22 protein-coding genes are annotated in these 23,263 nt (G+C 74.8%); 20 read left to right on the top strand and 2 right to left on the bottom strand.

Annotated elements, in window-relative coordinates:
- Positions 1–128: 128 nt before the first annotated feature.
- From mraY to ACI8AF_RS08535, 15 genes are all read left to right on the top strand, one after another.
- Positions 129–1,208, top strand: a complete 1,080-nt coding sequence (gene mraY / locus ACI8AF_RS08605; protein ID WP_456539275.1) for a phospho-N-acetylmuramoyl-pentapeptide-transferase — start codon at positions 129–131, stop codon at positions 1,206–1,208.
- Entirely contained in the window at positions 1,205–2,614 is a 1,410-nt protein-coding gene (gene murD / locus ACI8AF_RS08600) for a UDP-N-acetylmuramoyl-L-alanine--D-glutamate ligase (protein WP_456539274.1), read from the top strand. Before mraY ends, murD begins: the two co-directional genes overlap by 4 nt.
- Before the next feature lie 7 nt (positions 2,615–2,621).
- Complete coding sequence (gene ftsW, locus ACI8AF_RS08595) at positions 2,622–4,133, top strand: putative lipid II flippase FtsW (RefSeq protein ID WP_456539273.1); 1,512 nt, start codon at positions 2,622–2,624, stop codon at positions 4,131–4,133.
- Entirely contained in the window at positions 4,130–5,239 is a 1,110-nt protein-coding gene (gene murG, locus ACI8AF_RS08590; RefSeq protein WP_456539272.1) for an undecaprenyldiphospho-muramoylpentapeptide beta-N-acetylglucosaminyltransferase, read from the top strand. The genes ftsW and murG overlap by 4 nt, the downstream gene beginning before the upstream one ends.
- Positions 5,226–6,665 (top strand): UDP-N-acetylmuramate--L-alanine ligase, encoded by a 1,440-nt coding sequence (murC, locus tag ACI8AF_RS08585; RefSeq protein ID WP_456539271.1) that lies wholly within the window; start codon positions 5,226–5,228, stop codon positions 6,663–6,665. The genes murG and murC overlap by 14 nt, the downstream gene beginning before the upstream one ends.
- The gene (locus ACI8AF_RS08580; RefSeq protein ID WP_456539270.1) at positions 6,662–7,459 is read left to right on the top strand and encodes a cell division protein FtsQ/DivIB; all 798 of its coding nucleotides are present in this window, start codon (positions 6,662–6,664) and stop codon (positions 7,457–7,459) included. Before murC ends, ACI8AF_RS08580 begins: the two co-directional genes overlap by 4 nt.
- Before the next feature lie 68 nt (positions 7,460–7,527).
- Positions 7,528–8,109: a peroxidase-related enzyme gene (locus ACI8AF_RS08575; RefSeq protein WP_456539269.1), complete on the top strand. Its 582-nt coding sequence runs from the start codon at positions 7,528–7,530 to the stop codon at positions 8,107–8,109.
- Positions 8,110–8,438: 329 nt separating this feature from the next.
- Complete coding sequence (ftsZ, locus tag ACI8AF_RS08570; protein WP_456539268.1) at positions 8,439–9,740, top strand: cell division protein FtsZ; 1,302 nt, start codon at positions 8,439–8,441, stop codon at positions 9,738–9,740.
- A complete protein-coding gene (gene pgeF / locus ACI8AF_RS08565; protein ID WP_456539267.1) occupies positions 9,740–10,483 on the top strand; it encodes a peptidoglycan editing factor PgeF in 744 nt (247 codons plus the stop codon). Before ftsZ ends, pgeF begins: the two co-directional genes overlap by 1 nt.
- A gap of 49 nt (positions 10,484–10,532) precedes the next feature.
- Entirely contained in the window at positions 10,533–11,303 is a 771-nt protein-coding gene (locus ACI8AF_RS08560; RefSeq protein ID WP_456539266.1) for a YggS family pyridoxal phosphate-dependent enzyme, read from the top strand.
- A gap of 65 nt (positions 11,304–11,368) precedes the next feature.
- Entirely contained in the window at positions 11,369–12,118 is a 750-nt protein-coding gene (locus ACI8AF_RS08555; RefSeq protein ID WP_456539265.1) for a cell division protein SepF, read from the top strand.
- A gap of 56 nt (positions 12,119–12,174) precedes the next feature.
- Complete coding sequence (locus ACI8AF_RS08550; RefSeq protein ID WP_456539264.1) at positions 12,175–12,471, top strand: YggT family protein; 297 nt, start codon at positions 12,175–12,177, stop codon at positions 12,469–12,471.
- 101 nt (positions 12,472–12,572) lie between these two features.
- On the top strand, positions 12,573–13,292 hold the full coding sequence (gene wag31 / locus ACI8AF_RS08545; protein ID WP_456539263.1) for a DivIVA-like cell division protein Wag31: 720 nt from the start codon (positions 12,573–12,575) through the stop codon (positions 13,290–13,292).
- Positions 13,293–13,369: 77 nt separating this feature from the next.
- Positions 13,370–14,038 (top strand): hypothetical protein, encoded by a 669-nt coding sequence (locus ACI8AF_RS08540; RefSeq protein ID WP_456539262.1) that lies wholly within the window; start codon positions 13,370–13,372, stop codon positions 14,036–14,038.
- A 75-nt stretch (positions 14,039–14,113) separates the two neighbouring features.
- Complete coding sequence (locus ACI8AF_RS08535; protein WP_456539261.1) at positions 14,114–14,494, top strand: hypothetical protein; 381 nt, start codon at positions 14,114–14,116, stop codon at positions 14,492–14,494.
- A gap of 16 nt (positions 14,495–14,510) precedes the next feature.
- Here ACI8AF_RS08535 and ACI8AF_RS08530 read toward each other — a convergent pair whose 3' ends face one another.
- Together ACI8AF_RS08530 and ileS are read right to left on the bottom strand one after the other, a co-directional pair.
- Complete coding sequence (locus ACI8AF_RS08530) at positions 14,511–14,912, bottom strand: hypothetical protein (RefSeq protein WP_456539260.1); 402 nt, start codon at positions 14,910–14,912, stop codon at positions 14,511–14,513.
- A 99-nt stretch (positions 14,913–15,011) separates the two neighbouring features.
- Complete coding sequence (gene ileS / locus ACI8AF_RS08525; protein WP_456539259.1) at positions 15,012–18,179, bottom strand: isoleucine--tRNA ligase; 3,168 nt, start codon at positions 18,177–18,179, stop codon at positions 15,012–15,014.
- Between the two features lie 70 nt (positions 18,180–18,249).
- Here ileS and ACI8AF_RS08520 point away from each other — a divergent pair, with 70 nt between their 5' ends.
- From ACI8AF_RS08520 to ACI8AF_RS08500, 5 genes are all read left to right on the top strand, one after another.
- Positions 18,250–18,435, top strand: coding sequence for a hypothetical protein (locus ACI8AF_RS08520; RefSeq protein ID WP_456539258.1), 186 nt, complete (start codon positions 18,250–18,252; stop codon positions 18,433–18,435).
- A gap of 57 nt (positions 18,436–18,492) precedes the next feature.
- A complete protein-coding gene (locus ACI8AF_RS08515; protein WP_456539257.1) occupies positions 18,493–20,004 on the top strand; it encodes a potassium/proton antiporter in 1,512 nt (503 codons plus the stop codon).
- A 148-nt stretch (positions 20,005–20,152) separates the two neighbouring features.
- Positions 20,153–21,439, top strand: coding sequence for an extracellular solute-binding protein (locus ACI8AF_RS08510; protein ID WP_456539256.1), 1,287 nt, complete (start codon positions 20,153–20,155; stop codon positions 21,437–21,439).
- Complete coding sequence (locus ACI8AF_RS08505) at positions 21,436–22,398, top strand: carbohydrate ABC transporter permease (protein WP_456539255.1); 963 nt, start codon at positions 21,436–21,438, stop codon at positions 22,396–22,398. Before ACI8AF_RS08510 ends, ACI8AF_RS08505 begins: the two co-directional genes overlap by 4 nt.
- Positions 22,398–23,231 carry a carbohydrate ABC transporter permease gene (locus ACI8AF_RS08500; protein ID WP_456539254.1) on the top strand — a complete coding sequence of 278 codons (834 nt, stop codon included), beginning with the start codon at positions 22,398–22,400 and terminating at the stop codon, positions 23,229–23,231. Before ACI8AF_RS08505 ends, ACI8AF_RS08500 begins: the two co-directional genes overlap by 1 nt.
- Positions 23,232–23,263: the final 32 nt, after the last annotated feature.

Raw genomic sequence — 23,263 nt, 5'->3', positions numbered from 1 at the left:
CACGGTGTAGGCATGTCCCGCGGGGCCGTGTCGTCAGGGGCTCGAGCCGCCGGGGTGCGGCCGGGAGAGGAGTCAGTGCACGTGCCCGACCCAGCCGCGCCCGCGCTGTCGTCGACCGGGGCGGGCGCGTGAGGTCAGTCCTCTTCGCGAGCGGCTTCGGGCTGATCTTCTCGATCCTGCTGACCCCGCTCGCCATCCGCGCCTTCCGCAAGCACGGGCTGGGCCAGGAGATCCGGGACGACGGCCCGGAGACCCACCTGTCCAAGAAGGGCACGCCCACCATGGGCGGCACCGTCATCGTGGCGGCGACGGTCGGCGGCTACCTGGTCGCCCACCTGTTCCTCATGGGCCAGCCCGGCCGCGGGATCACCACCACCGGCTGGCTGCTGCTCTACCTCATGGTCGGGCTGGGCACCGTCGGCTTCCTCGACGACTACCTCAAGATCCGGCACCGGCGCAGCCTCGGGCTGAACAAGACCGCCAAGCTGGTCGGCCAGCTCGTCGTGGGCGTCAGCTTCGCGGTCCTGGCGCTGAACTTCGAGGACGGCGACGGGCTGACCCCGGCGTCGACCAGCGTCTCCTTCGTCCGGGACATCCTGCAGCTGGAGCTGGGCGCGGTCGGCTTCGTGATCCTGGCCTACCTGTTCATCGCCGGGTTCTCCAACGCGGTCAACCTCACCGACGGCCTCGACGGCCTGGCCTCGGGCTGCGCGGCGATGGTCTTCGCCGCCTACGTCTTCATCTCCTTCTGGCAGTTCACCCACGACTGCACGAACGAGCTCATCGACGGCTGCTACGCCGTCCGCGACCCGCTCGACATCACGCTCGTCGCGGCCGCTGCGCTCGGTGCCTGCCTCGGCTTCCTGTGGTGGAACACCAGCCCGGCCCGGATCTTCATGGGCGACACCGGCTCGCTGGCCCTCGGCGGCCTGCTCTCGGGCCTGGCCGTCGTCACCCGCACCGAGCTGCTGCTCGTCGTCCTCGGCGGGCTGTTCGTGGCGGTCACGCTGTCGGTGGTCATCCAGGTGGCGTTCTTCCGCGCCACCCGGCGCCGGGTGTTCCGGATGGCGCCGCTGCACCACCACTTCGAGCTCGCCGGCTGGAGCGAGAACACCGTCATCGTGCGGTTCTGGCTGGTCACCGGCATGGCGGTGGCGTTCGGCATCGGCCTCTTCTACGCCGACTGGCTCGCCTTCGTGGGGCTATGACGGAGCTGTCCGGCCGGACGGTGCTCGTCGCTGGCCTCGGGGTCTCCGGGGCCGCGGCGGCCCGGGTGCTGCTGACCCGCGGCGCGCGGGTGCTGCTCGCCGACGCCGCCCGCCCCGCCGCCGTCGACCCGCTGCTCGAGGGCGGCGCGGAGTGGCTGGGCGCGCTCGCCGAGGTGCCGCCGGGCACCGACCTGGTGGTCACCTCGCCCGGCTGGCGGCCCGACGCGCCCCTGCTGGCCGACGCCGCCCGCCGCGGCGTGGAGGTGATCGGCGAGCCGGAGCTGGCCTGGCGCCTCCGCGCGCGCGGGGTGGGTGGGGGAGAACCGGCGCCGTGGCTGGCGGTCACCGGCACCAACGGCAAGACGACGACGGTGACCATGCTCGAGGCGGTGCTGCTCGCCGGCGGCCGGCACGCGGTGGCGGCCGGCAACGTCGGGCGGCCGCTGGTCGAGGTGGTGACCGAGACGGGGGCGGACGGCGCCCCGGCCTACGACGCCGTCGCCGTGGAGCTCTCCAGCTTCCAGCTGCACTGGTCGTCGTCGCTGGCCCCGGCCGCGGCCGCGATCCTCAACGTCGCCGACGACCACGTCGACTGGCACGGGTCGTTCGCCGCCTACCGCGACGCCAAGGCCCGCATCCTGCGCGGGGCCCCGGTCGCCGTCGCCGACGCCGCCGACCCGGTGGCCGCCGGGCTCGTCGCCGCCCACCCGCACCCGGTGACCGTCACCCTCGGCGCGCCGGCACCGGGCCAGTTGGGGGTCCGCGACGGCGTCCTGGTCGACCGCGCGTTCGCCGCCGACCCGGCGGGGGAGGAGCTCCTCGCCCGCGACGCGCTGCAGGTCAGCGGCCCGCACAACGTCGTCAACGCGCTCGTTGCCGCCGCGCTCGGCCGCGCGGCCGGCGTGCCGGCCGAGGCCGTCGGGCGGGGGCTCGCGGGCTTCCGCGGCGGCGCCCACCGCAACGTCCGGGTGGGCACGGTCGGCGGCGTGGACTACGTCGACGACAGCAAGGCCACCAACCCGCACGCCGCGGCCGCCTCGCTGGCCGCCTACCCGCGCGTCGTGTGGATCGCCGGCGGGCTGCTCAAGGGTGCCGACGTCGACCCGCTGGTCGCCGAGGTGGCGCCGCGGCTGGCCGGGGCGGTGCTGCTGGGCCGCGACCGGGCCGCGTACGCCCGCTCGCTGGCGCGACACGCCCCCGGGCTGCCCGTCGTCGAGGTCCCCAGCGGCGACGATGAGGGGATGGACGCGGAGGCGACGATGCGGCAGGTCGTGGCCGAGGCCGCGCGGCTGGCGAGGCCCGGCGACACCGTGCTGCTGGCGCCGGCGGCGGCCTCCATGGACGTGTTCACCGACTACGCGCACCGGGGCCGCGCCTTCGCCGACGCGGTGCGCGCGCTGGGCTGAGGCCGCGATGACCGCCACCGTGCGCCGCCCCGGGTCCGCCCCGCCGCCCGCCGCACCCACCGCGCGCCGGTACCGCGTCCGCCGGCTGCAGCCGCCGGAGTGGCTCGACGGGCCGATGACCAGCTGCCACCTGGTCCTCGGCGCGGCCGGGCTGCTGCTGGCGATCGGCCTGGTCATGGTGTTCTCCGCCGCGTCGGTGACCGCGGCCCTCGACGAGAAGCCGGCCTGGACCCCGGGGGTCGAGCAGCTCACCTGGGCGGCGATCGGCTGGGTGGCGCTGCTGGTCGCCCTGCGGCTGCCGGTGCGCTTCCTGCGGCGCTGGTCCGGCTGGGCGATGGTCGGGGCGCTGCTCGCGCTGGTCCTCGTGCTGGTCGTCGGCGTGAAGCTCAACGGCGCCCGGCAGTGGTTCGACCTCGGCTTCGCCCACCTGCAGCCGTCCGAGCCGGCCAAGCTGGCCTTCGCGCTGTGGGGTGCGAACGTGCTCGCCAAGCGCGACCGCTACCTGACGACGCGCTCGCTGCTCATGCCGCTGGTGCCGGCCTTCGGGCTGGTCTCCCTGCTGCTGCTGGCCGAGCCGGACTTCGGCGGCGTGATCACCTTCGCGATCATCCTGGTGGCGCTGCTGTGGGCCGGCGGCGCCCGGCTGAAGGTCTGGCTGGGGCTGGCCGGCGTCGGCCTGGCCGGCATCGCCTACCTGGTCAGCGAGCCGTACCGGTGGGCGCGCGTGACCTCGTTCCTCGACCCGTTCGCCGACCCGACCGACTCCGGCTACCAGGCGGTCCGCGGCCTCTACGCGCTGGCCACCGGCGGCTTCTGGGGGGTCGGCCTCGGCAACAGCCGGATGAAGTGGGGCCTGCTGCCCTACGGCGACTCGGACTACATCTTCGCGATCATCGGCGAGGAGCTCGGTTTCCTCGGCTGCCTGGTGGTCGTCACGCTGTACGGCGTGCTCGCCTACGCCGGCTTCCGGATCGCCCGCCGCTCGACCGACCGGTTCGTCCAGCTGGCCAGCGTGGCCATCACCACGTGGCTGGTCGGGCAGGCGGCGATGAACATGGGCTACGTGGTCGGGCTGCTGCCGGTCACCGGCGTCACGCTGCCGCTGGTCTCGGCCGGCGGCACCTCGCTGGTGCTCACCCTGTTCATCGTCGGGCTGCTCGTCCGCTTCGCCCGCTCCGAGCCGGCGGCGATCGAGTCCGCCCAGCGCCACGCGCGCGGCCGGCTGTCCCGCTGGCTGCTGCCCGTGCCGGCGCAGCCGGTCGACCCCGTGCGGCCGCCGCGGCGCCGTCCGGCTCCCGGCGCCGAGGGCCGGGCCGCCCGCCGTCCGGCCGTCGCCGGCGCGCGCACGCTCACCCGGGTGCCCGGCGGGGAGCCGCGCGACCGGACGGCGCCGCGCACCGGCGGCCGCCCCCGGCCGCCCGCGGACGAACGGTCCCGCAGCGCGCCGCGGCGGCCGGTGCCCGGACCGGGCACCGCGGCCGGGCCGGCCGCGTCCCGCCGCCCGGGGAGGCCACGGTGAGCGCGGGGACGAGCGTCGTGCTGGCCGGCGGCGGCACCGGCGGGCACATCGAGCCGATGCTGGCGCTGGCCGACGCGCTGCGCGGGCGGGGGGACGGCGACCTGCGGATCACCTGCCTCGGCACCGCCCGGGGCATGGAGACCCGGCTGGTGCCGGCCCGCGGCTACGACCTGCGGCTGATCCCGCCGGTCCCGCTGCCGCGCAAGCCCACCCCCGACCTGCTCAAGGTGCCCGGCCGGGTCGTCGGTGCCGTCCGCGAGACCACGGCGCTGCTGCGCGAGCTGCGGGCCGACGTGGTGGTGGGCTTCGGCGGGTACGTGGCGCTGCCGGCGTACCTGGCCGCGCGCCGGGCAGGGGTACCGGTGGTCGTGCACGAGCAGAACGCCCTGCCCGGGCTGGCCAACCGCATCGGTGCCCGGCTGGCCGCGCGGGTGGCGGTCACCGTGCCCGGCACCCCGTTGCACCGCGGCGAGCACCTCGGCATGCCCCTGCGGCGCACGATCAGCGGCCTCGACCGGGCCGCCCGCCGGGCCGAGGCCCGCGCCGGGTTCGGCCTGGACGCCGACCGGCCGACGCTGCTGGTCTTCGGCGGCTCGCAGGGTGCCGCCTCGCTCAACCGCGCCGCCGTCGCCGCCGCCGACGCGCTCACCGCGGCCGGTGTGCAGGTGCTGCACGCCCGGGGCCCGAAGAACACCGACGTCACGGTCCCGGCCCGCCCGGCGGGCGCGCCGCCCTACGTCGTGGTCGACTACCTGGAACGCATGGACCTCGCCTACGCCGCCGCCGACCTCGCCCTGTGCCGGGCGGGCGCCGTCACCGTCGCCGAACTGGCCGCCGTCGGGCTGCCGGCCGCCTTCGTGCCGCTGCCCATCGGCAACGGCGAGCAGCGCCGCAACGCCCTGCCGCTGGTCGACGCCGGCGGCGGCCTGCTGGTCGACGACGCCGAGCTGGGCCCCGCCTGGATCGAGCGGACGCTCGTCCCGCTGCTCACCGACCCCGACGCGCTGGCCGGGTACGCCCGCGGCGCGAAGGCGGCCGGGTCGCCCGACGCCGACGAGCGGCTCGCCGACATCGTGCTGGAGGTGGCTGCCCGTGGCCGCCGCTGACGTCGCCGCCTGGAAGGACCCCGTGCCCTCCCTCGAGGAGCTCGGCGCCGTCCACTTCGTCGGCATCGGCGGCGCCGGGATGAGCGGCATCGCCCGCATCCTGCTGGCCCGCGGCGTGCGCGTCTCCGGCAGCGACCGGCGCGACACCCCCACCCTGCTCGCGCTGCGCGCCCTCGGCGCCCGCGTGGAGGTCGGCCACGACCCGGCCCACCTGGGGGACGCCGACACCGTCGTCGTCTCCACCGCCATCCGCGACGACAACCCGGAGCTGGCCGAGGCCCGCGCGCGGGGGCTGCGCGTGCTGCCCCGGGCGGTGGCGCTGGCCGCGGTCATGGCCGGCCGGCGCAGCGTCGCGGTGGCCGGCACCCACGGCAAGACCTCGACCACCTCGATGCTGACCGTCGCCGTGCAGGCGTGCGGTGTCGACGCCTCGTTCGCCATCGGCGGCAACCTCAACGAGTCGGGGAGCAACGCGCACGCGGGGGAGGGTGACGTCTTCGTCGCCGAGGCCGACGAGAGCGACCGGTCGTTCCTCCTGCTGTCCCCGCACGCCGCGATCGTCACCAACGTCGAGGCCGACCACCTGGACAACTACGGCGACCTCGCCGCCGTCGAGGCCGCCTTCGACCGGTTCCTGCAGACCGTCGACCCCGACGGCTTCGTCGTCGTCTGCGCCGACGACCCGGGCGCCGCCCGGCTGGCCCGGGTGCCCGGGAAGGCCCGTGTGCGCACCTACGGCACGGCCGAGGACGCCGACCTGCGCATCCTCGACCTCGCCGTGGCGCCGGACGGCACCAGCTGGACGGCGGTGCTCGACGGCCGGGTGCTCGGGCGGGTGCGCATCCAGGTGCCCGGTGCGCACATGGCCCGCAACAGCGCCGCCGCGCTCCTGGCCGGCACGGAGCTCGGCCTGCCGGCCGACGGCCTGGTCGAGGGGCTGGGCCGCTTCGGCGGGGTGCACCGCCGCTTCGAGCTCAAGGGCGTCGTCGCCGGGGTGCGGGTCTACGACGACTACGCCCACCACCCGACCGAGGTGCGCGCGCAGCTGGCCGCCGCCCGCGCGGTGGCCGGCGACGGTCGGCTGGTGGTGGCCTTCCAGCCGCACCTGTACAGCCGCACCCGTGAGTTCGCCGACGGCTTCGGCGACGCGCTGGGGCTGGCCGACGAGGTCGTCGTCATGGACGTGTACGGCGCCCGGGAGGACCCCGTCCCCGGCGTCACCGGGGCGCTGGTCGCCGACGCCGTGCCGCTGCCGCCGGAGCGGGTGCACTTCGAGCCGTCGTGGTCGGCCGCGGCGCCGGCGCTGGCCGCCCGCGCCCGCCCGGGCGACCTCGTCGTGACCATGGGCGCCGGCGACGTCTCGATGGTGGGACCGGAGGTGCTCGAGGCGCTCCGGCGTGTCCCCGACCCCGCGGACGGCCCGTGAGCCGCCCGGGGACCACCACCCGCGACCGCGCCGCCCGGGGGGCACCCGCGGCGCGGCCGGCGCCGGCCCGCGACCGGCGCCCGGAGCGGCCCCGCCGCGAGCGCAGCCGCCGCGCCCGCCGGCTGCGGGTGCTGCTCGTGCTGCCGCTGCTGGCCACCGTCGCCTGGGTCGTCTGGGCCAGCCCGCTGCTCGCCGTCCGCACGGTGCAGGTCGACGGCGCCGGGTCGCTGACCGCCGAGGAGGTCCGCGACGCCGCCGGCGTCGCGACCGGCACGCCGCTGCTGCGGGTGGACCTCGACGCGGCCCGCGCCCGCGTGGCCCGCCTGCCGCAGGTCGCGTCGGTGCAGGTCACCCGCGGCTGGCCGTCCAGCGTCGTCGTCACGGTGGTCGAGCGGGTACCGCTCGCCGTCGTCGGCAGCGACGGGCAGCGGGTGCTCGTCGACGCCGAGGGCGTGCTCTTCGACACCATCACGGGCCCGGCGCCCGACGGCGTGGTGCCGCTCGACGTGGCCGCCCCCGGCCCGGACGACGCGGCGACGCGGGCCGGCCTGGCGGCGCTGGCGGCGCTGCCGGCGGCCGTCCGGGATCAGCTCGCCGAGGCCGCGGCCGACGACGACGGCGAGGTGACGCTGACGCTCACCGACGGCACCACCGTGCTGTGGGGTGAGGCGGGGGAGAGCGAGGCGAAGGGCCGCGTGCTCACCGCCCTGCTCGACCAGTTGGAGGCCGGCAGGCTCGAGCCGGCGGCGACGATCGACGTCAGCGCGCCGTCCGCGGTGGTGCTCCGCCCGTAGAAGGGCCCGCTGCAGCACATCACCGGGCCGCGCTGGTGCTCCGCGGGCCACCCGTCGACCATGGCGCCATGAGCGTCCCGATCAGCCGGTTCCCCGTCCCGCCCCGGTCCGACCTCGCACCCGAGCTGCAGGAGCGCTACGCCGACGTCGAGGAACGGTCGGGCTTCCTGCCGAACGTCTTCGGCGCCCTGGCGTGGCGCCCGGCCGAGGCGGCGGCGTTCTTCGCGCTGCACGACGCGCTGATGGACAAGGACACCCCGGCGCTGTCCAAGGGCGACCGGGAGCTGGTCGTCGTCGCGACGAGCGCGGCCAACGACTGCCTGTACTGCGTCATCGCCCACGGGGCGATCGCGCGCATCCGCACCCGCGACCCCCACCTGGCCGACCAGGTCGCCGTCGACTGGCGCAAGGCGCCGCTGCCCCCGCGGATGCACGTCGTCCTCGAGGTAGCCGTCCGGCTGGCCGTCGAGCCGGCCGCCGTGACCGCCGCCGACCTCGACCGGCTGCGCGAGCAGGGCCTCACCGAGGACGACGTCTGGGACGTCGGCGCGATCGTCGGCCTGTTCGCCTACTCCAACCGGCTCGCGCACTGGGCGGCGATCCCGCCGAACGACGAGTTCTACCTGCTCGGGCGCATCCCGCGAGCCTGACTCGAGGGATCGTCACACCCGTCCCGGCCGACACGCGCGACACGCGCGACACGCCCGGGGCGGCGAAGAGATCTGCAGCGGTGGCCGTCCCCGGCGCGCCGCAGCATGGAGCCGGACATGAGACGTTTCCCTGGCGGGTCGTCACACCTCGTGATTCGCATGTGACGAACGGGTCGGGAGAGTTCGGTGAGATCGCACGACACCGACACGCCGACCGAGCGAGGGTGTTTGTGCCGCCCCGACCGCCTGCCTAACTTCCTCTCCGTCGACCGAGTTGACATAACTGTAAGCCTGTACTTGAGGATGAGGGTCCAGTTGGGGAGCGCCGCATGACACCTCCGCACAACTATCTAGCGGTCATCAAGGTCGTCGGCATCGGCGGCGGCGGGGTGAACGCGGTCAACCGGATGATCGAGGTCGGCCTCAAGGGGGTCGAGTTCATCGCCATCAACACCGACGCCCAGGCGCTGCTGATGAGCGACGCCGACGTCAAGCTCGACGTCGGCCGGGAGCTGACCCGGGGTCTCGGCGCCGGCGCGCAGCCCGACGTGGGCCGCCAGGCCGCCGAGGACCACCGCGAGGAGATCGAGGAGGTGCTCAAGGGCGCCGACATGGTCTTCGTGACCGCGGGGGAGGGCGGCGGCACCGGCACCGGTGGCGCGCCCGTCGTGGCCTCGATCGCCCGCAAGCTCGGCGCGCTGACCATCGGCGTCGTCACCCGGCCGTTCGCCTTCGAGGGCAAGCGGCGGGCGGTGCAGGCCGAGGCCGGCATCGAGGAGCTGCGCAACGAGTGCGACACGCTGATCGTCATCCCCAACGACCGGCTGCTCCAGCTCGGCGACCGCAACGTCAGCGTCATGGACGCCTTCCGCACCGCCGACCAGGTGCTGCTCTCCGGTGTCCAGGGCATCACCGACCTGATCACCACGCCCGGCCTGATCAACCTCGACTTCGCCGACGTGAAGTCGGTCATGTCGGGGGCGGGCTCGGCGCTGATGGGCATCGGCAGCGCGCGCGGGGACAACCGCGCGCTGCTCGCCGCGGAGCAGGCGATCGCCAGCCCGCTGCTGGAGGCCTCCATGGAGGGCGCCCACGGCGTCCTGCTGTCGATCTCCGGCGGTTCCGACCTCGGCCTGTTCGAGATCAACGAGGCGGCCTCGCTGGTCTCCGACGCCGCGCACTCCGACGCCAACATCATCTTCGGTGCCGTCATCGACGACGCCCTGGGTGACGAGGTGCGGGTGACCGTCATCGCCGCCGGCTTCGACGGCGGCAAGCCGAGCAACCGCAAGGACTCCGGCGTCGCCACCGTCCCGGCCGGGACGTCGGCCGCGGGGGCCTTCACCCCGGGCCTGCCGCACCGCACCCCGGCCGCGCCCCCGGCGCCGCTGACCACGGGCGAGCGGCTGGTCGGCTCGCCGGTGGCCGCGACGCCGCCGGCCCCCGCGCCGGTCGCGCCGGCGACCCCGCCGGCCGCCGCCCCGCCGGTCACCCCGCGCACGGCCACCGGCGGTGCGCCGCTGACGGTGCCGCCGCTGCCGCCGATCCCGGGGCCGGTCAACGGCCGCCGCCCGCTGTCCAGCGAGGACTTCGAGGAGGAGCTGGACATCCCGGAGTTCCTCCGCAACTGATGACGCAGCCCCCCGGCACGTCCCCGGCCGCCCCGTCGGCGGTGCGACCCCGCAAGGTCGTCACCGATCGGCGGGGCGGCCGGTCCTCGTCGCCGTACGACTCGTTCAACCTGGGCGCGCACGTCGGCGACGACCCCGCCGCCGTCGCGGCCAACCGCGAGCGCCTCGCCCACGAGCTCGGCGTCCCCGGCGAGCAGCTGGTCTGGATGACCCAGGTGCACGGTGCCGGCGTCGCCGTCGTCGACGGCCCGCAGGACGCGCCGGTGCCCGACACCGACGCGCTCGTCACCGCCGAGCGGGGCCTGGTGCTCTGCGTCCTCGTCGCCGACTGCGTGCCGGTGCTGCTCTCCGACGCCGAGGCCGGCGTGGTCGCCGCCGTGCACGCGGGCCGCGAGGGCGTGCGGAAGAAGGTGGTGCCCGCCGCGCTGGCCGCCATGGGCCGGCTCGGCGCCCGTGCGCGCGCGATCACCGCCCTGCTCGGGCCGTCGGTCTGCGGCGCCTGCTACGAAGTGCCGGCCGCCCTGCAGGCCGAGGTGGCCCGCGTGGTGCCCGGCGCGGCGGTGCGCACCCGGCGGGGCACCCCGGGTCTGGACCTGCGCGCCGGCGTGGCCGAGCAGCTCGGCCGGGCCGGCGTCGGCCAGGTGGTGCACGACCCGCGCTGCACCGTCGAGGACCGCTTCCTCTTCTCCCACCGCCGCGACGGCGTCACCGGCCGGCAGGCCGGGGTGGTGTTCCTCTCGTGACGTTCCGGGCATGAGCAGCGGCGCGCGCGCGGCTGCGAGGATCGCTGCCGTGCCCGCGTCCCCCCTCGAGCAGCACCTGCGCGCCGTCACCGAGCGGATCGCCGCGGCCGCCCGCGCCGCCGGCCGGGACCCCGCGGGCGTCCGGCTGGTCGCGGTGAGCAAGACCCGCCCCGCCGAGGACGTCCGGGCCCTCGCCGGGCTGGGCCACCTCGACGTGGGGGAGAACCGCGCCCAGGAGCTGCTCGGCAAGGCGGCCGCGCTGACCGACCTCCCGCTGCGGTGGCACTTCATCGGCCAGCTGCAGCGCAACAAGGCCGCCGCCGTCGCGCGGCTCGGCGCGGTCGTGCACTCCGTGGACCGCCTCCCGCTGGCCGAGACCCTGGCCCGCGCGGGGGAGGCGGCCGGCCGGCCGGTGGACGTCCTCCTACAGGTCGACCTCGGCGGGCCGGCGGGGGAGGAGGCGGCCCGCGGCGGCGTCGACCCGGCCGCCCTGCCCGGGCTGGCCGACGCCGTGGCCGGGCTGCCCGGCCTCCGGCTGCGGGGGCTCATGGCCGTCGCCCCCCGGGGAGCCGATCCAGCCCCCGCGTTCGCCCGCCTGGCCGCCCTCGCCGAGCGCGTGCGGGCCGACCACCCCGGGGCGGTCGAGCTCTCGGCGGGCATGAGCGGCGACCTGGAGCAGGCGATCGCAGCCGGCGCCACGCTCGTGCGTGTCGGAACCGCGATCTTCGGCGAGCGGGCTCTACCCTCCTCGGAGGATCGGGGGATCCCAACCACACGAGTCACACCAGTCACACGGGCCACGGACGACCCAGAAGCGTGATGCCTCGTTGGACGAAGTTGACGAACGACCGCGACGCTGAGGACACCAGTAGAGGGGGAGGTCCGATGGCCGGAGCCATGCGGAGGATGGGGATCTATCTCGGGCTCGTCGAGGACGACGACGCCCGGGCGTACGGCCGGTACGACGCCCGCCAGTCCGACCACCCGGACCACGACCGTCGCTACGCCCGCTACGAGGACTCCCGCTACGAGGACTCCCGTTACCGCGGCGCGGACTACGCCGACGACTACGCCGAGCGCGGCTACGCCGACGACCGCTACCGCGCCGCGGGCTACGCCGACGACGAGCTCGAGGCCGAGGAGCTGCCCGCGGCCCGCGAGCCGGAGCCGGTGAGCTCCCGCCGCCCGGTCGGCGCGCGGCCGCTCGGCCTGGCCCCCGCGACCCCGGCCGCGCCCGCGTCGGGCGCCACGCGCGTGAGCGCGATGGCCGGCGGCCCGACCGCCACCGCGGGGGCCGCGGGCCTCGCGGTGCGCGAGCCGGTGGCCGCGCCGGAGCCGGCGCCGGCCGTCAAGGAGCCGTACCGGATCACCACCGTGCACCCGCGCACCTACAACGACGCCCGCCAGATCGGCGAGCGCTTCCGCGAGGGCGGTGCGGTCATCATGAACCTCACCGAGCTGGACGACGCCGACGCGAAGCGACTGGTCGACTTCGCCGCGGGACTCATCTTCGGTCTGCGCGGTAGTATCGAGCGCGTCACGGCCAAGGTGTTCCTTCTCAGCCCCAGGGACGTCGACGTGACCGCCGAGGACAAGGCGCGGATCCGCGACGGCGGGTTCTTCGACCAGTCCTGACGGCGTAGCAGGACCGGTGCAAACGGCACGCGAGGTGCCCCGAACGAGCGAGGACCGTGGCTCTCTTCTGGCAGATCGTCTCCTCGGTGCTGCTCGTCTTCCTCGTGCTGCTCTTCGCCCGGTTCGTGGTCGACTGGGTGATGGTGCTCGCCCGGAGCTGGCGCCCGCAGGGCCTGGTCGCGGCGGGTCTCGAGGTCGTGTACTCGACCACGGACCCCCCGCTGAAGGCCATCCGCAAGGTCATCCCGCCTCTGAACCTGGGGTCCATCCGGTTGGACCTCGGGTTTATGGTGCTGTTGCTGGCCGTGTTCATCCTGCGTGGCATCACGACCCGACTCGCCATCACGGCGTGACCGTTGATCCCCCCGGGTTCGGGGTCTCCGGACGGGCGCGAACAGCCGCCGACCGTCCGAGAACGATCCTGTTCCCGCCGTCCGACCCGAGGTGACCTGCGATGCCACTCACGCCTGCCGACGTGCACAACGTCGTCTTCAAGAAGCCGCCGATCGGCAAGCGGGGCTACGACGAGGACGAGGTCGACGCCTTCCTCGACGTCGTCGAGGCCGAGCTCGCCCGCCTGATCGAGGAGAACAACGAGCTGCGCGCCAGCGGCGGCCGTGCTCCCGCCGAGCGGCCCGAGCCGGTGGCCGCCCCGGTCGTGCAGGCGCCCCCGCCGCCGCCGGTGCAGGCCCCCCGCGAGGACGACAGCGCCCGCGCCTCGCGGATGCTGGCCCTCGCCACCGAGACCGCCGACCGGTACGTCAACGAGGCCAAGACCCAGGCCGAGCAGATGCTGGTCAGCGCCAAGACCAACAGCGAGCGGCTGATGGCCGACGCGCGCGCCAAGAGCGAGCAGATGGTCAGCGAGGCCAAGCACCGCGCCGACTCGATGGTCGGCGACGCCCGCACCCGCGCCGAGACCATGGAGCGCGAGGCCCGCGCCAAGGCCGCCGCCCTCGAGCAGGACGCCGAGCGCCGGCACGCCGAGTCGGTCAGCACGCTGGAGGAGAAGCGCACCAGCCTCGAGCGCAAGATCGAGGAGCTGCGCACCTTCGAGCGCGAGTACCGCACCCGGCTGCGGTCCTACCTGGAGTCGCACCTGCGCGACCTGGACAGCCGTGGTTCCGCCGAGCCCGCGCTGGGCAGCAGGCAGAACCAGCACGCCCCCGCCTGACAGAAGGACCCCGCCGACGGCCCTGCGGACCCCGTGTCCGCAGGGCCGTCGGCGTGCGGCGCGGATAGGGTGCGGGCGTGATCTTGGCTGCGGGGCTGCTGGTGCTGGTCGGTCTCGGGCTGTTCGTGGCGGGCCTGGCCACCGGCACCACGGAGCTGTACTGGGCCACGGTCGCGGTCTGCGTCCTCGCCGCCGTCCTGCTCGTCCTGTCCCGGCGCGGGCTGTCGGCGGCGTCGGCCGGGACGTCGCGAGCGGCCGCGCCGCCCCGCGCGGGCACGGAGGACCGGCCGGCCCGCGAGGCCCGCGCCGCCCGGGAGCCGGCCGCGCCCCGGTCCGAGGACGACACCGCACCGGAGCGGGAGCCGGAGGCCGCCGGCGAGGAGGCCGCCGAGGAGCCGGCCGCCCCGGAGCCGCCCGCCGTCGAGCCGGCCCTCGACGGACCGCCGACCGGCGCCCACGCCGCGAGCGGTGTCCACGCGGCGACCGGGCCGACGGCCGACGACGGGGAGCCGCCCGTCGAGGACGTCGAGGTCACCGACCTGCTGCTGGTCGTCGACCTCAAGGACGAGGTGTTCGTCGTCGACGAGCACCCGCGCTACCACCTGGCCGACTGCCCCCGGCTGGCCGGCGCGACCGCCATCCCGCTGCCCCTGGACGAGGCCCGCACCGACGGCTTCACCCCCTGCGGGATCTGCGAGCCCGACCGGCGCACAGCCGACCGCGAGCGGGCCCGCCGCAAGGCCTGAACCGCTCCGGGAGCCGTGCGTGCACCGGCCGGGGCGGTACGTTGCCGACGGAGCAGCGGCGGTGCGGAGAGAGCGATGCGGCGGTCGGTCGCGGTGGTCCTGGGGGTGCTCGTGACGGCCGCCTGCGCCGAGCGGTCGCCGGAGGCGCGTGCCGTCGAGGCGATCCGGGAGCACGCCCTCGCCGGCTGGCCGTACTCGGACGCGCAGACGGTCGAGCAGATGCGGGGGATGTGCCGGTCGCTGGAGCACCGCTCCATCGCCGAGCTCCTCGACTCGTTCGCCGGGCAGTGGAGCGGCGCGCCCACCACCGAGGAGACCCAGCACGACCACGGCCTGCTGATCCGGTACTCGATCGAAGGCGTGTGCCCGCGGCACTCGTCCCTGCTCGAGGACCCCGGCTACGTGGGCCACCCGGGCTGGGCAGCCGTCCACTACGGCGGCGCCGAGCGCGACTGAGCGTTCCGGCGGGGGGTCAGAGGACGGTGCGCAACCCGGCCGCGGCCAGGGCGATCTCGAGCCGGCGCCGCTCGGCGTCGCGGGCGCGCCCCGCCGGCAGGACGCGGAGCGTGTGCGGCACCTCCAGCAGCCGCGCGGCCTCGACGAGGACGTCCTCGTAGGCGGCCTGCAGCCCGCGCCGCCGAGCCTGCGGTGCACCGGCCGGGATGCGGTCGAGCTGCCGGGAGAGCCGGCGCACGTCGGCCGCGACCAGCTCGATCGGCCGGCGGGGCGGTTCGGCCGGCGGACGGTCCCGGAGGCGGGCCGACCGCTGGATCCGCAGCTGCCCGCTGAACCACCGGAGCAGCAGGTCGAGCAGGGCGAACGCGGCCACGAGGCCCGCCGTGACGAGCCCGAGGTGGAGCAGAGCGCCGACCATGCCGCCCGTCCGGTGCAGGGCTTGGAGGAGACGGCCAGAGGCTACGCCCGCGACGTCGCTCGCACACCCCCGGGACGACGCGCGCCCGGGTCCCGCGGGTCAGGCCCGGGCGAGCCAGAGGCGGGCGCCGTCGGGGCCCTCGACCGCCGTGCCCGGACCCTCCTCGCCGGCGTGCACGGTCGTCGCCAGCACCTCACCGGTCCAGGAGGCCTCGTGCTCGGCGAGCGCCGTCCGCATGCGGTCGGTGTCGGCGGTCCACCAGAGCTCGATCCGGTCGCTGACCTCCAGGCCGCTGGACTTGCGCGCCTCCTGGACCAGCCGCACCACCTCGCGGACCAGCCCGGCGCGCTCCAGCTCGGGGGTGAGCGTGAGGTCCAGCGCGACCGTCAGGCCGCCGCCGCTGGCCACCGTCCAGCCCTCGCGGGGCGTCTCGGTCACCACCAGGTCGCCCTCGACGAGCGGCACGCCGGCGCCGTCCACCTCGACCGACGCGGTGCCGGCCCGGTAGGCGGCGACGAGCGGTGCCGCGTCGGCCGCGGCGACCGCCTTGGCCACCGCCTGCACCTGACCGCCCAGCCGGCGGCCGACGGCGCGGAAGTCGACCTTCACGGTGACGTCGACCAGACCGCCCTCGACCGAGGACAGCTCCACCAGCTCGGCGACGTTCAGCTCGTCGGCCACCTCGGCCACCAGGTCGCGGGGCAGCTCGCGCCAGCCCGGCGCGGCGACCAGCGCCCGCGCCAGCGGCTGCCGGGTGCGCACCTTCGCCGACGTGCGGGCCGACCGGCCCAGCTCGACCAGCCGCCGCACCAGCGCGACCTGCTCGACCAGCGCGTCGTCGCGGGCCGACTCGTCGACGGCCGGCCACGCGGACAGGTGCACCGAGTCCGCCGCGTCACCGAGGCCGGGGACCACGGCCCGCTGCCACACCTCCTCGGTCACGAACGGCGTGAACGGCGCCATCAACCGGGTGAGCACGTGCAGCACCTCGTGCAGCGTGGCCAGCGCGGCCGGGTCGCCGTCCCAGAACCGCCGCCGGGACCGCCGGACGTACCAGTTGGACAGGTCGTCGACGAACTGCGCGATCAGCCGCCCGGCGCCCTGGGTGTCGAAGTCCTCCAGCGCGTCGGTGACCCCGGCGGTGACGCGCGCCAGCTCGGCCAGTGCCCACCGGTCCAGCAGCGGCCGCTCGGCCGCCGCCGGGGCCGGCGACGAGGCCGGGTCCCAGCCGTTGGTCTCCGCGTAGAGCGTGAAGAACGAGGCGGTGTTCCAGTAGGTCAGCAGCACCTTGCGGACCACCTCGGAGAGCGTCTCGTGCCCGACCCGGCGGGCCCCCCACGGCGAGCCGCCGGCCAGCATGAACCAGCGCACGGCGTCGGCGCCGTGCCGGTCCATGAGCGGGATCGGCTCGAGGATGTTGCCGAGGTGCTTGCTCATCTTCCGGCCGTCCTCGGCCAGGATGTGGCCGAGCACGAGCACGTTCTCGTACGAGTTCCTCCCGAAGACGAGCGTGCCCACCGCCATCAGCGAGTAGAACCACCCGCGGGTCTGGTCGATCGCCTCGCAGATGAACTGCGCCGGGTAGGCCTGGTCGAACTCCTCGGCGTCGCGGTACGGCGCGCCCCACTGCGCGAAGGGCATCGAGCCGGAGTCGTACCAGGCGTCGATGACCTGCGGCACGCGCCGGTAGGTGCCCGGCTCGCCCGGCACCGTGAAGGTGACGTCGTCGATGAACGGCCGGTGCGGGTCGAGGCCCGCCAGGTCGCGGCCGGTCAGCTCCGACAGCTCGGCCAGCGAGCCGACGGCGAGCATCCGGGAGGGGTCCTCGTCGTTGCGCCAGATCGGCAGGGGCGTGCCCCAGTAGCGGTCGCGGGAGAGCGCCCAGTCGACGTTGTTGCGCAGCCAGTCCCCGTACCGGCCCCACTTGATCGTCTCGGGGTACCAGTTCGTCCGCTCGTTCTCGGCGAGCAGCTCGTCCTTGATCGCGCTGGTCCGGATGTACCAGGACGGCTGCGCGTAGTACATCAGCGGCGTGTGGCACCGCCAGCAGTGCGGATAGCTGTGCTCGTAGCGCTGCTCCCGCCACAGCAGGCCGCGCTTCTTCAGGTCCTCGACCAGCGCGGGGTCGGCCGCCTTGAAGAAGTGGCCGCCGACCAGGCCCACCTCGGGCAGGAAGTGCCCGGACGGGTCGATCGGGTTGACCACCGGCATCCCGTAGGCGCGGCAGACGGCGAGGTCGTCGGCGCCGAACGCCGGCGCCTGGTGCACCAGCCCGGTGCCGTCCTCGGTGGTCACGTAGTCGGCCAGGACGACGTAGTGCGCGTCCCCCTCGGGGAACTCGACCAGCTCGAACGGCCGCTGGTAGCGCACCCGCTCCCAGTCGCGGCCGGTCGTGCGCGCCAGCACCTCGACGTCGTCGAGGTCGCCGAAGACGGCGCCCAGCAGCGGCTCGGCGACGACGACGGTGCCCGGGTGGTCGGGGTCCTTCGATCGTGCGACGACGTAGGTGACGTCGGGGTGGACGGCGACGGCGGTGTTCGACGGCAGCGTCCACGGCGTCGTCGTCCAGACGAGCAGGTCGGCGCGGCCGGCCCACTCGCCGCTGGTGACCGGCAGCCGCACGTACACCGACGGGTCGGTGATCGACTCGTAGCCCTGGGCGACCTCGTGGTCGGAGAGCCCGGTGCCGCACCGCGGGCAGTAGGGGGCGACCCGGTGGTCCTCCACCAGCAGGCCCTTCTCGAAGACCTGCTTGAGCGACCACCAGACGCTCTCGATGTAGGACGGGTCCATCGTCCAGTAGGCGGTGGACAGGTCGACCCAGTAGCCCATGCGGCGGGTCAGCTCGGTGAACGCGTCGACGTGGCGCTCCACCGACTCCCGGCAGCGGGCGTTGAACTCGGCGATGCCGTAGCGCTCGATGTCCGGCTTGCCGGCGAAGCCGAGCTCCTGCTCGACGGCGATCTCCACCGGCAGGCCGTGGCAGTCCCAGCCCGCCCGGCGGGGCACGTGCCAGCCCTGCATGGTCTTGAACCGCGGGAAGATGTCCTTGAACGCGCGCGCCTCGATGTGGTGCGTCCCCGGCCGGCCGTTCGCCGTCGGCGGGCCCTCGTAGAAGTTCCACTGCGGCCGGCCGGCCGAGGCCTCCAGCGAGCGGGCGAAGACCTTGTCCGCCTCCCAGCGCTGCAGGATCTCCTGCTCGAGGGCGGGCAGGTCGACCTGCGGGGGCAGGGCCGCGAAGGGGCCGGTCGTGCGTGGATCGCTCACACCGCCCATTGTCCCCGAGCCGACAACCGGGTTCGCGCAGGCCGGGTGCCGGGCGCCCTAGCCTGCCGGCATGACCCGCTACCGCTTCCTGGACGGGATGGGCGACGTCGTCGCCGAGGGCGAGTTCGGCAGCCACGAGGAGGCGCTGGCCTGGGTCGACGCCGGCGAGTGGGACGACGAGGACGCCGAGGTCCAGCGCGTCGAGTACCTCGGCGCCGAGGGGGACTGGCGCTGGGCGGGCGCGCTGCGCGGCTGAGCGTCCCGGCCCCGGAACATCCGTACGGGAGACTGCGCACGTGGACGGGGCGGCGCGGTGAACACGACGGTCACCGTCGCGCTCGCCGTCGGCGCGCTCGTCGTGCTGACCGCGGCCGTCGCCCTGCGCCTGGCCGACCGGCTCGGCCTGCCCAGCCTGCTGCTGTACCTCCTGCTCGGGATCGCCCTGGGCGAGGCCGGTGCCGGGGTCCAGTTCGAGGACTTCTCGCTGACCCTGACCCTGGGGTACGCCGCCCTCGTCGTCATCCTGGCGGAGGGCGGCCTGACCACCCGGTGGCCCGACGTCCGGCGCAGCATCGGGCCGGGGTTGGCGCTGTCCACCGTGGGCGTGGCGGTGAGCGTCGTCGTCACGGCCGCGATCGCGGTCTGGCTGCTGGACCTGTCGTGGGCGTTCGCGCTGCTCCTGGCCGCCGTGGTGAGCTCCACCGACGCCGCCGCCGTCTTCGCGACCCTCCGCCGGCTGCCGCTGCCGCGGCGCATGGTCGCCGCCCTGGAGGTCGAGAGCGGGCTCAACGACGCGCCGGTGATCCTGCTCGTCGCCGTCCTGGCCGAGGGGCTGACCGGCGGCTCCGAGGAGCCGTGGTGGCTCACCGGGCTGCTCATCGTCGGCGAGCTCATCGGCGGCGCGGCGGTCGGCCTGCTCATCGGGTTCGCCGGCGCCGAGCTGCTGCGCCGCTCGGCGCTACCGCTGTCGGGTTTCTACCCGCTCGCGACCCTCGCGCTGTGCGTCCTGGCGTACTCGTCGGCCGTGCTGCTGCACCTGTCCGGCTTCGTGGCCGTGTACCTGTGCGGCCTGGTGCTGGGCAACGTGACGCTCCCGCACCGCGCCGCGACGATCGGCTTCGCCGAGGGCATGGCCTCGCTCGCGCAGATCGGCCTGTTCGTCCTGCTCGGCCTGCTCGTGTCGCCGGACCGGCTGGACGGCGCGGTGGGGCCGGCGCTGGTGGTCGGGCTCGCGCTGCTGCTCGTCGCCCGGCCGCTGTCGGTGGCGGCCAGCCTGGTCTGGTTCCGCATGCCGTGGGCGCAGCAGGCGTTCATCTCCTGGGCCGGGCTGCGCGGCGCCGTCCCCATCGTCGTGGCGACCATCCCGCTGACCGCCGAGGTGCCCGGCGCGACCGGCATCTTCGACACCGTCTTCGTCCTCGTCGTGGTCTTCACGGTGCTGCAGGGCCGGTCGCTGCCGTGGGTGGCCCGGCAGCTGCGGATCACCGGCCCGGTCGCGCCGCGCGAGGTGCAGGTCGAGTCGGCACCCCTCGAGGAGCTCGACGCCGACCTGATGCAGATGACGATCCCGGCGGGCTCCCGGCTGCACGGGGTCTACCTGCCGGAGCTGCGGCTGCCCGAGGACGCCGCCGTCGTGCTGATCGTCCGCGACGGCCGCTCGTTCGTGCCCAACGACACCACCCGGCTCCGGCGCGGCGACCAGGCGCTGCTCGTCGCGGCCCGCCGGTCGCGGGCCGAGGCGGAGCGGCGGCTGCGGGCGGTCAGCCGGGCCGGCCGGCTGGCCAGCTGGCGGGGGGAGCGCGGCGCCCCCGGCGAGGCCGACTGACACGCCCGATGGGTCGCAGGTTTGACACCCCCTGTGATCTGCATCACCCTCGATGCGGCGCGGGGGTCAGGCGAGACGACGCCGAGCGGAGGCGATGACCGTGCCGCACGCCCCTCGACCCCCCGAAGGCCGCCGCGGCTCCCCGACCGTGCGCGGGCTGGTCCCCGCGGCCGCGGTGGCGGTGCTGGCGTCGGTGCTCACGGCGTGCGGCGGTGGCGAGGACTCCGGTGTGCCGACCCTGACCTGGTACATCAACCCGGACTCCGGCGGCCAGGCCGAGATCGCCGGCCGGTGCACCGACGAGGCGGGCGGCCGGTACGCGCTCGAGGTCTCCCAGCTGCCCCGCGACTCGCCCTCCCAGCGCGAGCAGCTGGTGCGGCGGCTGGCCGCCGAGGACTCCTCCATCGACATCGTGAGCCTCGACCCGCCGTACATCCCGGAGTTCGCGCAGGCCGGCTTCCTGGCCCCGGTTCCCGAGGAGGTCGCCGAGCGCGTGTCGGAGGGCGTGGTCGAGTCCGCCCTCGAGGGGTCGACGTGGGACGGCGAGCTGGTCGCCATCCCCTTCTGGGCCAACACCCAGCTGCTCTGGTACCGGCAGTCGGTCGTCGAGGCCGCCGGCCTCGACATGGAGCAGCCGGTGACCTGGGACCAGCTCATCGAGGCCGCGCAGTCGGAGGACGTGCTGATCAGCGCCCAAGGCATCCGCTCGGAGTCGCTGACGGTCTGGCTCAACGCGCTCATCGAGTCGGCCGGCGGCTCCATCATCGAGGAGGCGCCGGAGAACCCCGAGGACTACGTGTTCGGCCTCACCTCCGAGCCCGGCGTCCGGGCGGCCGAGGTCATGCGCGACGTGGCGAACTCCGGCCAGGTCGGCGCCGGCTTCTCCACGGCGAACGAGGACACCAACGCCGCCGCCTTCGAGGGCGAGGACGCCGGCTTCATGGTCAACTGGCCGTTCGTCTGGGGGCGGGCGCTGGCCGCGGTGGAGGCCGGCACGCTCGAGCAGTCGGTGCCCGACGACTACGGCTGGACGATCTACCCCCGGGTCGACCCCGACACCCCCGCCGCGCCGCCCTACGGCGGGATCAACCTGGGCATCGGCGCCTTCGGCGAGCACCCGGACCTCGCGTACGAGGCCGCCGAGTGCATCACCAGCGACGAGAACCAGGCCTACTACTTCACCACCAACGGCAACCCGGCCTCGTCGAGCGCCGTGTACGACGACCCCGAGGTGCTCGAGGTCTTCCCCCAGGCCCCGGTGATCCTGGAGTCCCTCGAGCTGGCCGCCCCGCGCCCGCTGACCCCCTACTACAGCGAGGTCTCCGGCGGCATCCAGCGCGAGTACCACCCGCCGTCGGCGGTGGACCCGGAGTCGACACCCCAGCAGGCGACCGACCTGATCGCCGCCGTTCTCCGAGGGGACCAGCTGCTGTGAGCCAGACGACCCTCCCGCCCGTCGAGAAGACCACCCCCGTCTCGGCGCCCGCCAGGAAGATCAGCGACCGCTCGCGGGCTGAGCGCAGGCTCGGCTGGATGCTCGCCGGCCCGGCCTTCGCGGTGATGCTCCTGGTCACCGCGTACCCGATCCTGCAGGCGGTCTGGTACTCGCTGTTCAACTACCGGCTCACCGACCCGCAGAACCGGTCGTTCACCGGGTTGAGCAACTACGGCGTGATCCTCACCGACTCGCTGTGGTGGCAGTCGATCGGCGTGACCGTGCTCATCACCGTCATCACGGTCGCGGTCGAGCTGGTGCTCGGTTTCGCGCTGGCGTTCGTGATGGCCAAGGCGCTGCGGTCGCTCCGGCCGGCGCTGCGGGCGGCGATCCTCATCCCGTACGCGGTGATCACCGTCGTGTCGGCGCTGGCCTGGGCGTTCGCCTTCGACATCCAGACCGGCTTCGTCAACAGCTGGTTCGCCTGGCTGCCGGGCGTCGGCGCCGACACCGACTGGTTCGGCGGCACGGGCTCGTCGCTGCTCGTCGTCTGCCTGGCCGAGATCTGGAAGACGACGCCGTTCATCTCGCTGCTGCTCCTCGCCGGCCTCGCGCAGGTCCCCGAGGTCTTGCAGGAGGCGGCCAAGGTCGACGGGGCGACCTTCTGGCAGCGGCTCTGGAAGGTGACCATCCCGAACATGAAGGCCGCGATCATGGTCGCGGTGCTGTTCCGGACGCTGGACGCCTTCCGGATCTTCGACAGCATCTTCGTGATGACCGCCGGCGCGAACGGCACCGAGACGGTGTCCTTCCTCGCCTACCGGCAGACGATCACCCGGGTCGAGATCGGGCTCGGGTCGGCGGTCTCGGTCCTGCTGTTCCTGAGCGTGGTGCTCATCGCCTTCGGCTTCATCAAGGGCTTCAAGATCGACCTGGCGCAGGCGAGGGGGGAACGCTGATGTCCGCGCGGGAGAGGACCTGGTGGTGGGTCGCCGGCGTCCTGATCGTCCTGTACTGCCTGTTCCCGATCGCCTGGATCGTGTCGCTGTCGTTCAAGGCGCCCAGCGACATCTCCAACGCCTCGTTCCTGCCGACCGAGTTCGTGTGGGGCAACTACTCGGACATCTTCACCGGCTCGGCCAGCGACCTGTTCCTGCCGGCGCTGCGCAACTCGTTCGGCATCTGCCTGATCGCGACGTTCGTCTCCTGCATCCTGTCGATGTTCGCCGCGTACGCCATCGCCCGGCTGGACTTCCCCGGCAAGCGCCTGATCCTCTCGGCCGCGCTGGCCGTGGCGATCTTCCCGGTGATCTCGATCGTGACCCCGCTGTTCAACCTGTGGCGGCAGATCGGCCTCTACGACACCTGGCTCGGGCTGATCATCCCGTACCTGTCGCTGACCCTGCCGATCTCCATCTGGACGATGTCGGCCTTCTTCCGCGAGATCCCCTGGGAGATGGAGCAGGCGGCGCAGGTCGACGGCGCCACCACCTGGCAGGCCTTCCGCAAGGTGATCGTCCCGCTGGCCGCGCCGGGCGTGTTCACCACGGCCATCATCGCGTTCTTCATCGCCTGGAACGACTTCGCCTACGGCATCTCGCTCACCTCCACGAGCGCGGCCCGTCCGGTGCCGGCCGCGCTCGGGCTGTTCTCCGGGGCGTCGCAGTTCGAGGACCCGACCGGGGTCACCGCGGCCGCCGCCGTCGTCGTCACCATCCCGGTCGTCGTGCTCGTCCTGCTCTTCCAGCGGCGCATCGTCGCCGGCCTGACCAACGGCGCGGTCAAGGGCTGACCGCAGGGCCGTCCCCACCCCACCGAGCCTGC

The sequence above is a fragment of the Blastococcus sp. SYSU D00669 genome (genome assembly GCF_054050715.1).
This window is presented reverse-complemented; position numbering and strand designations above follow the sequence as displayed.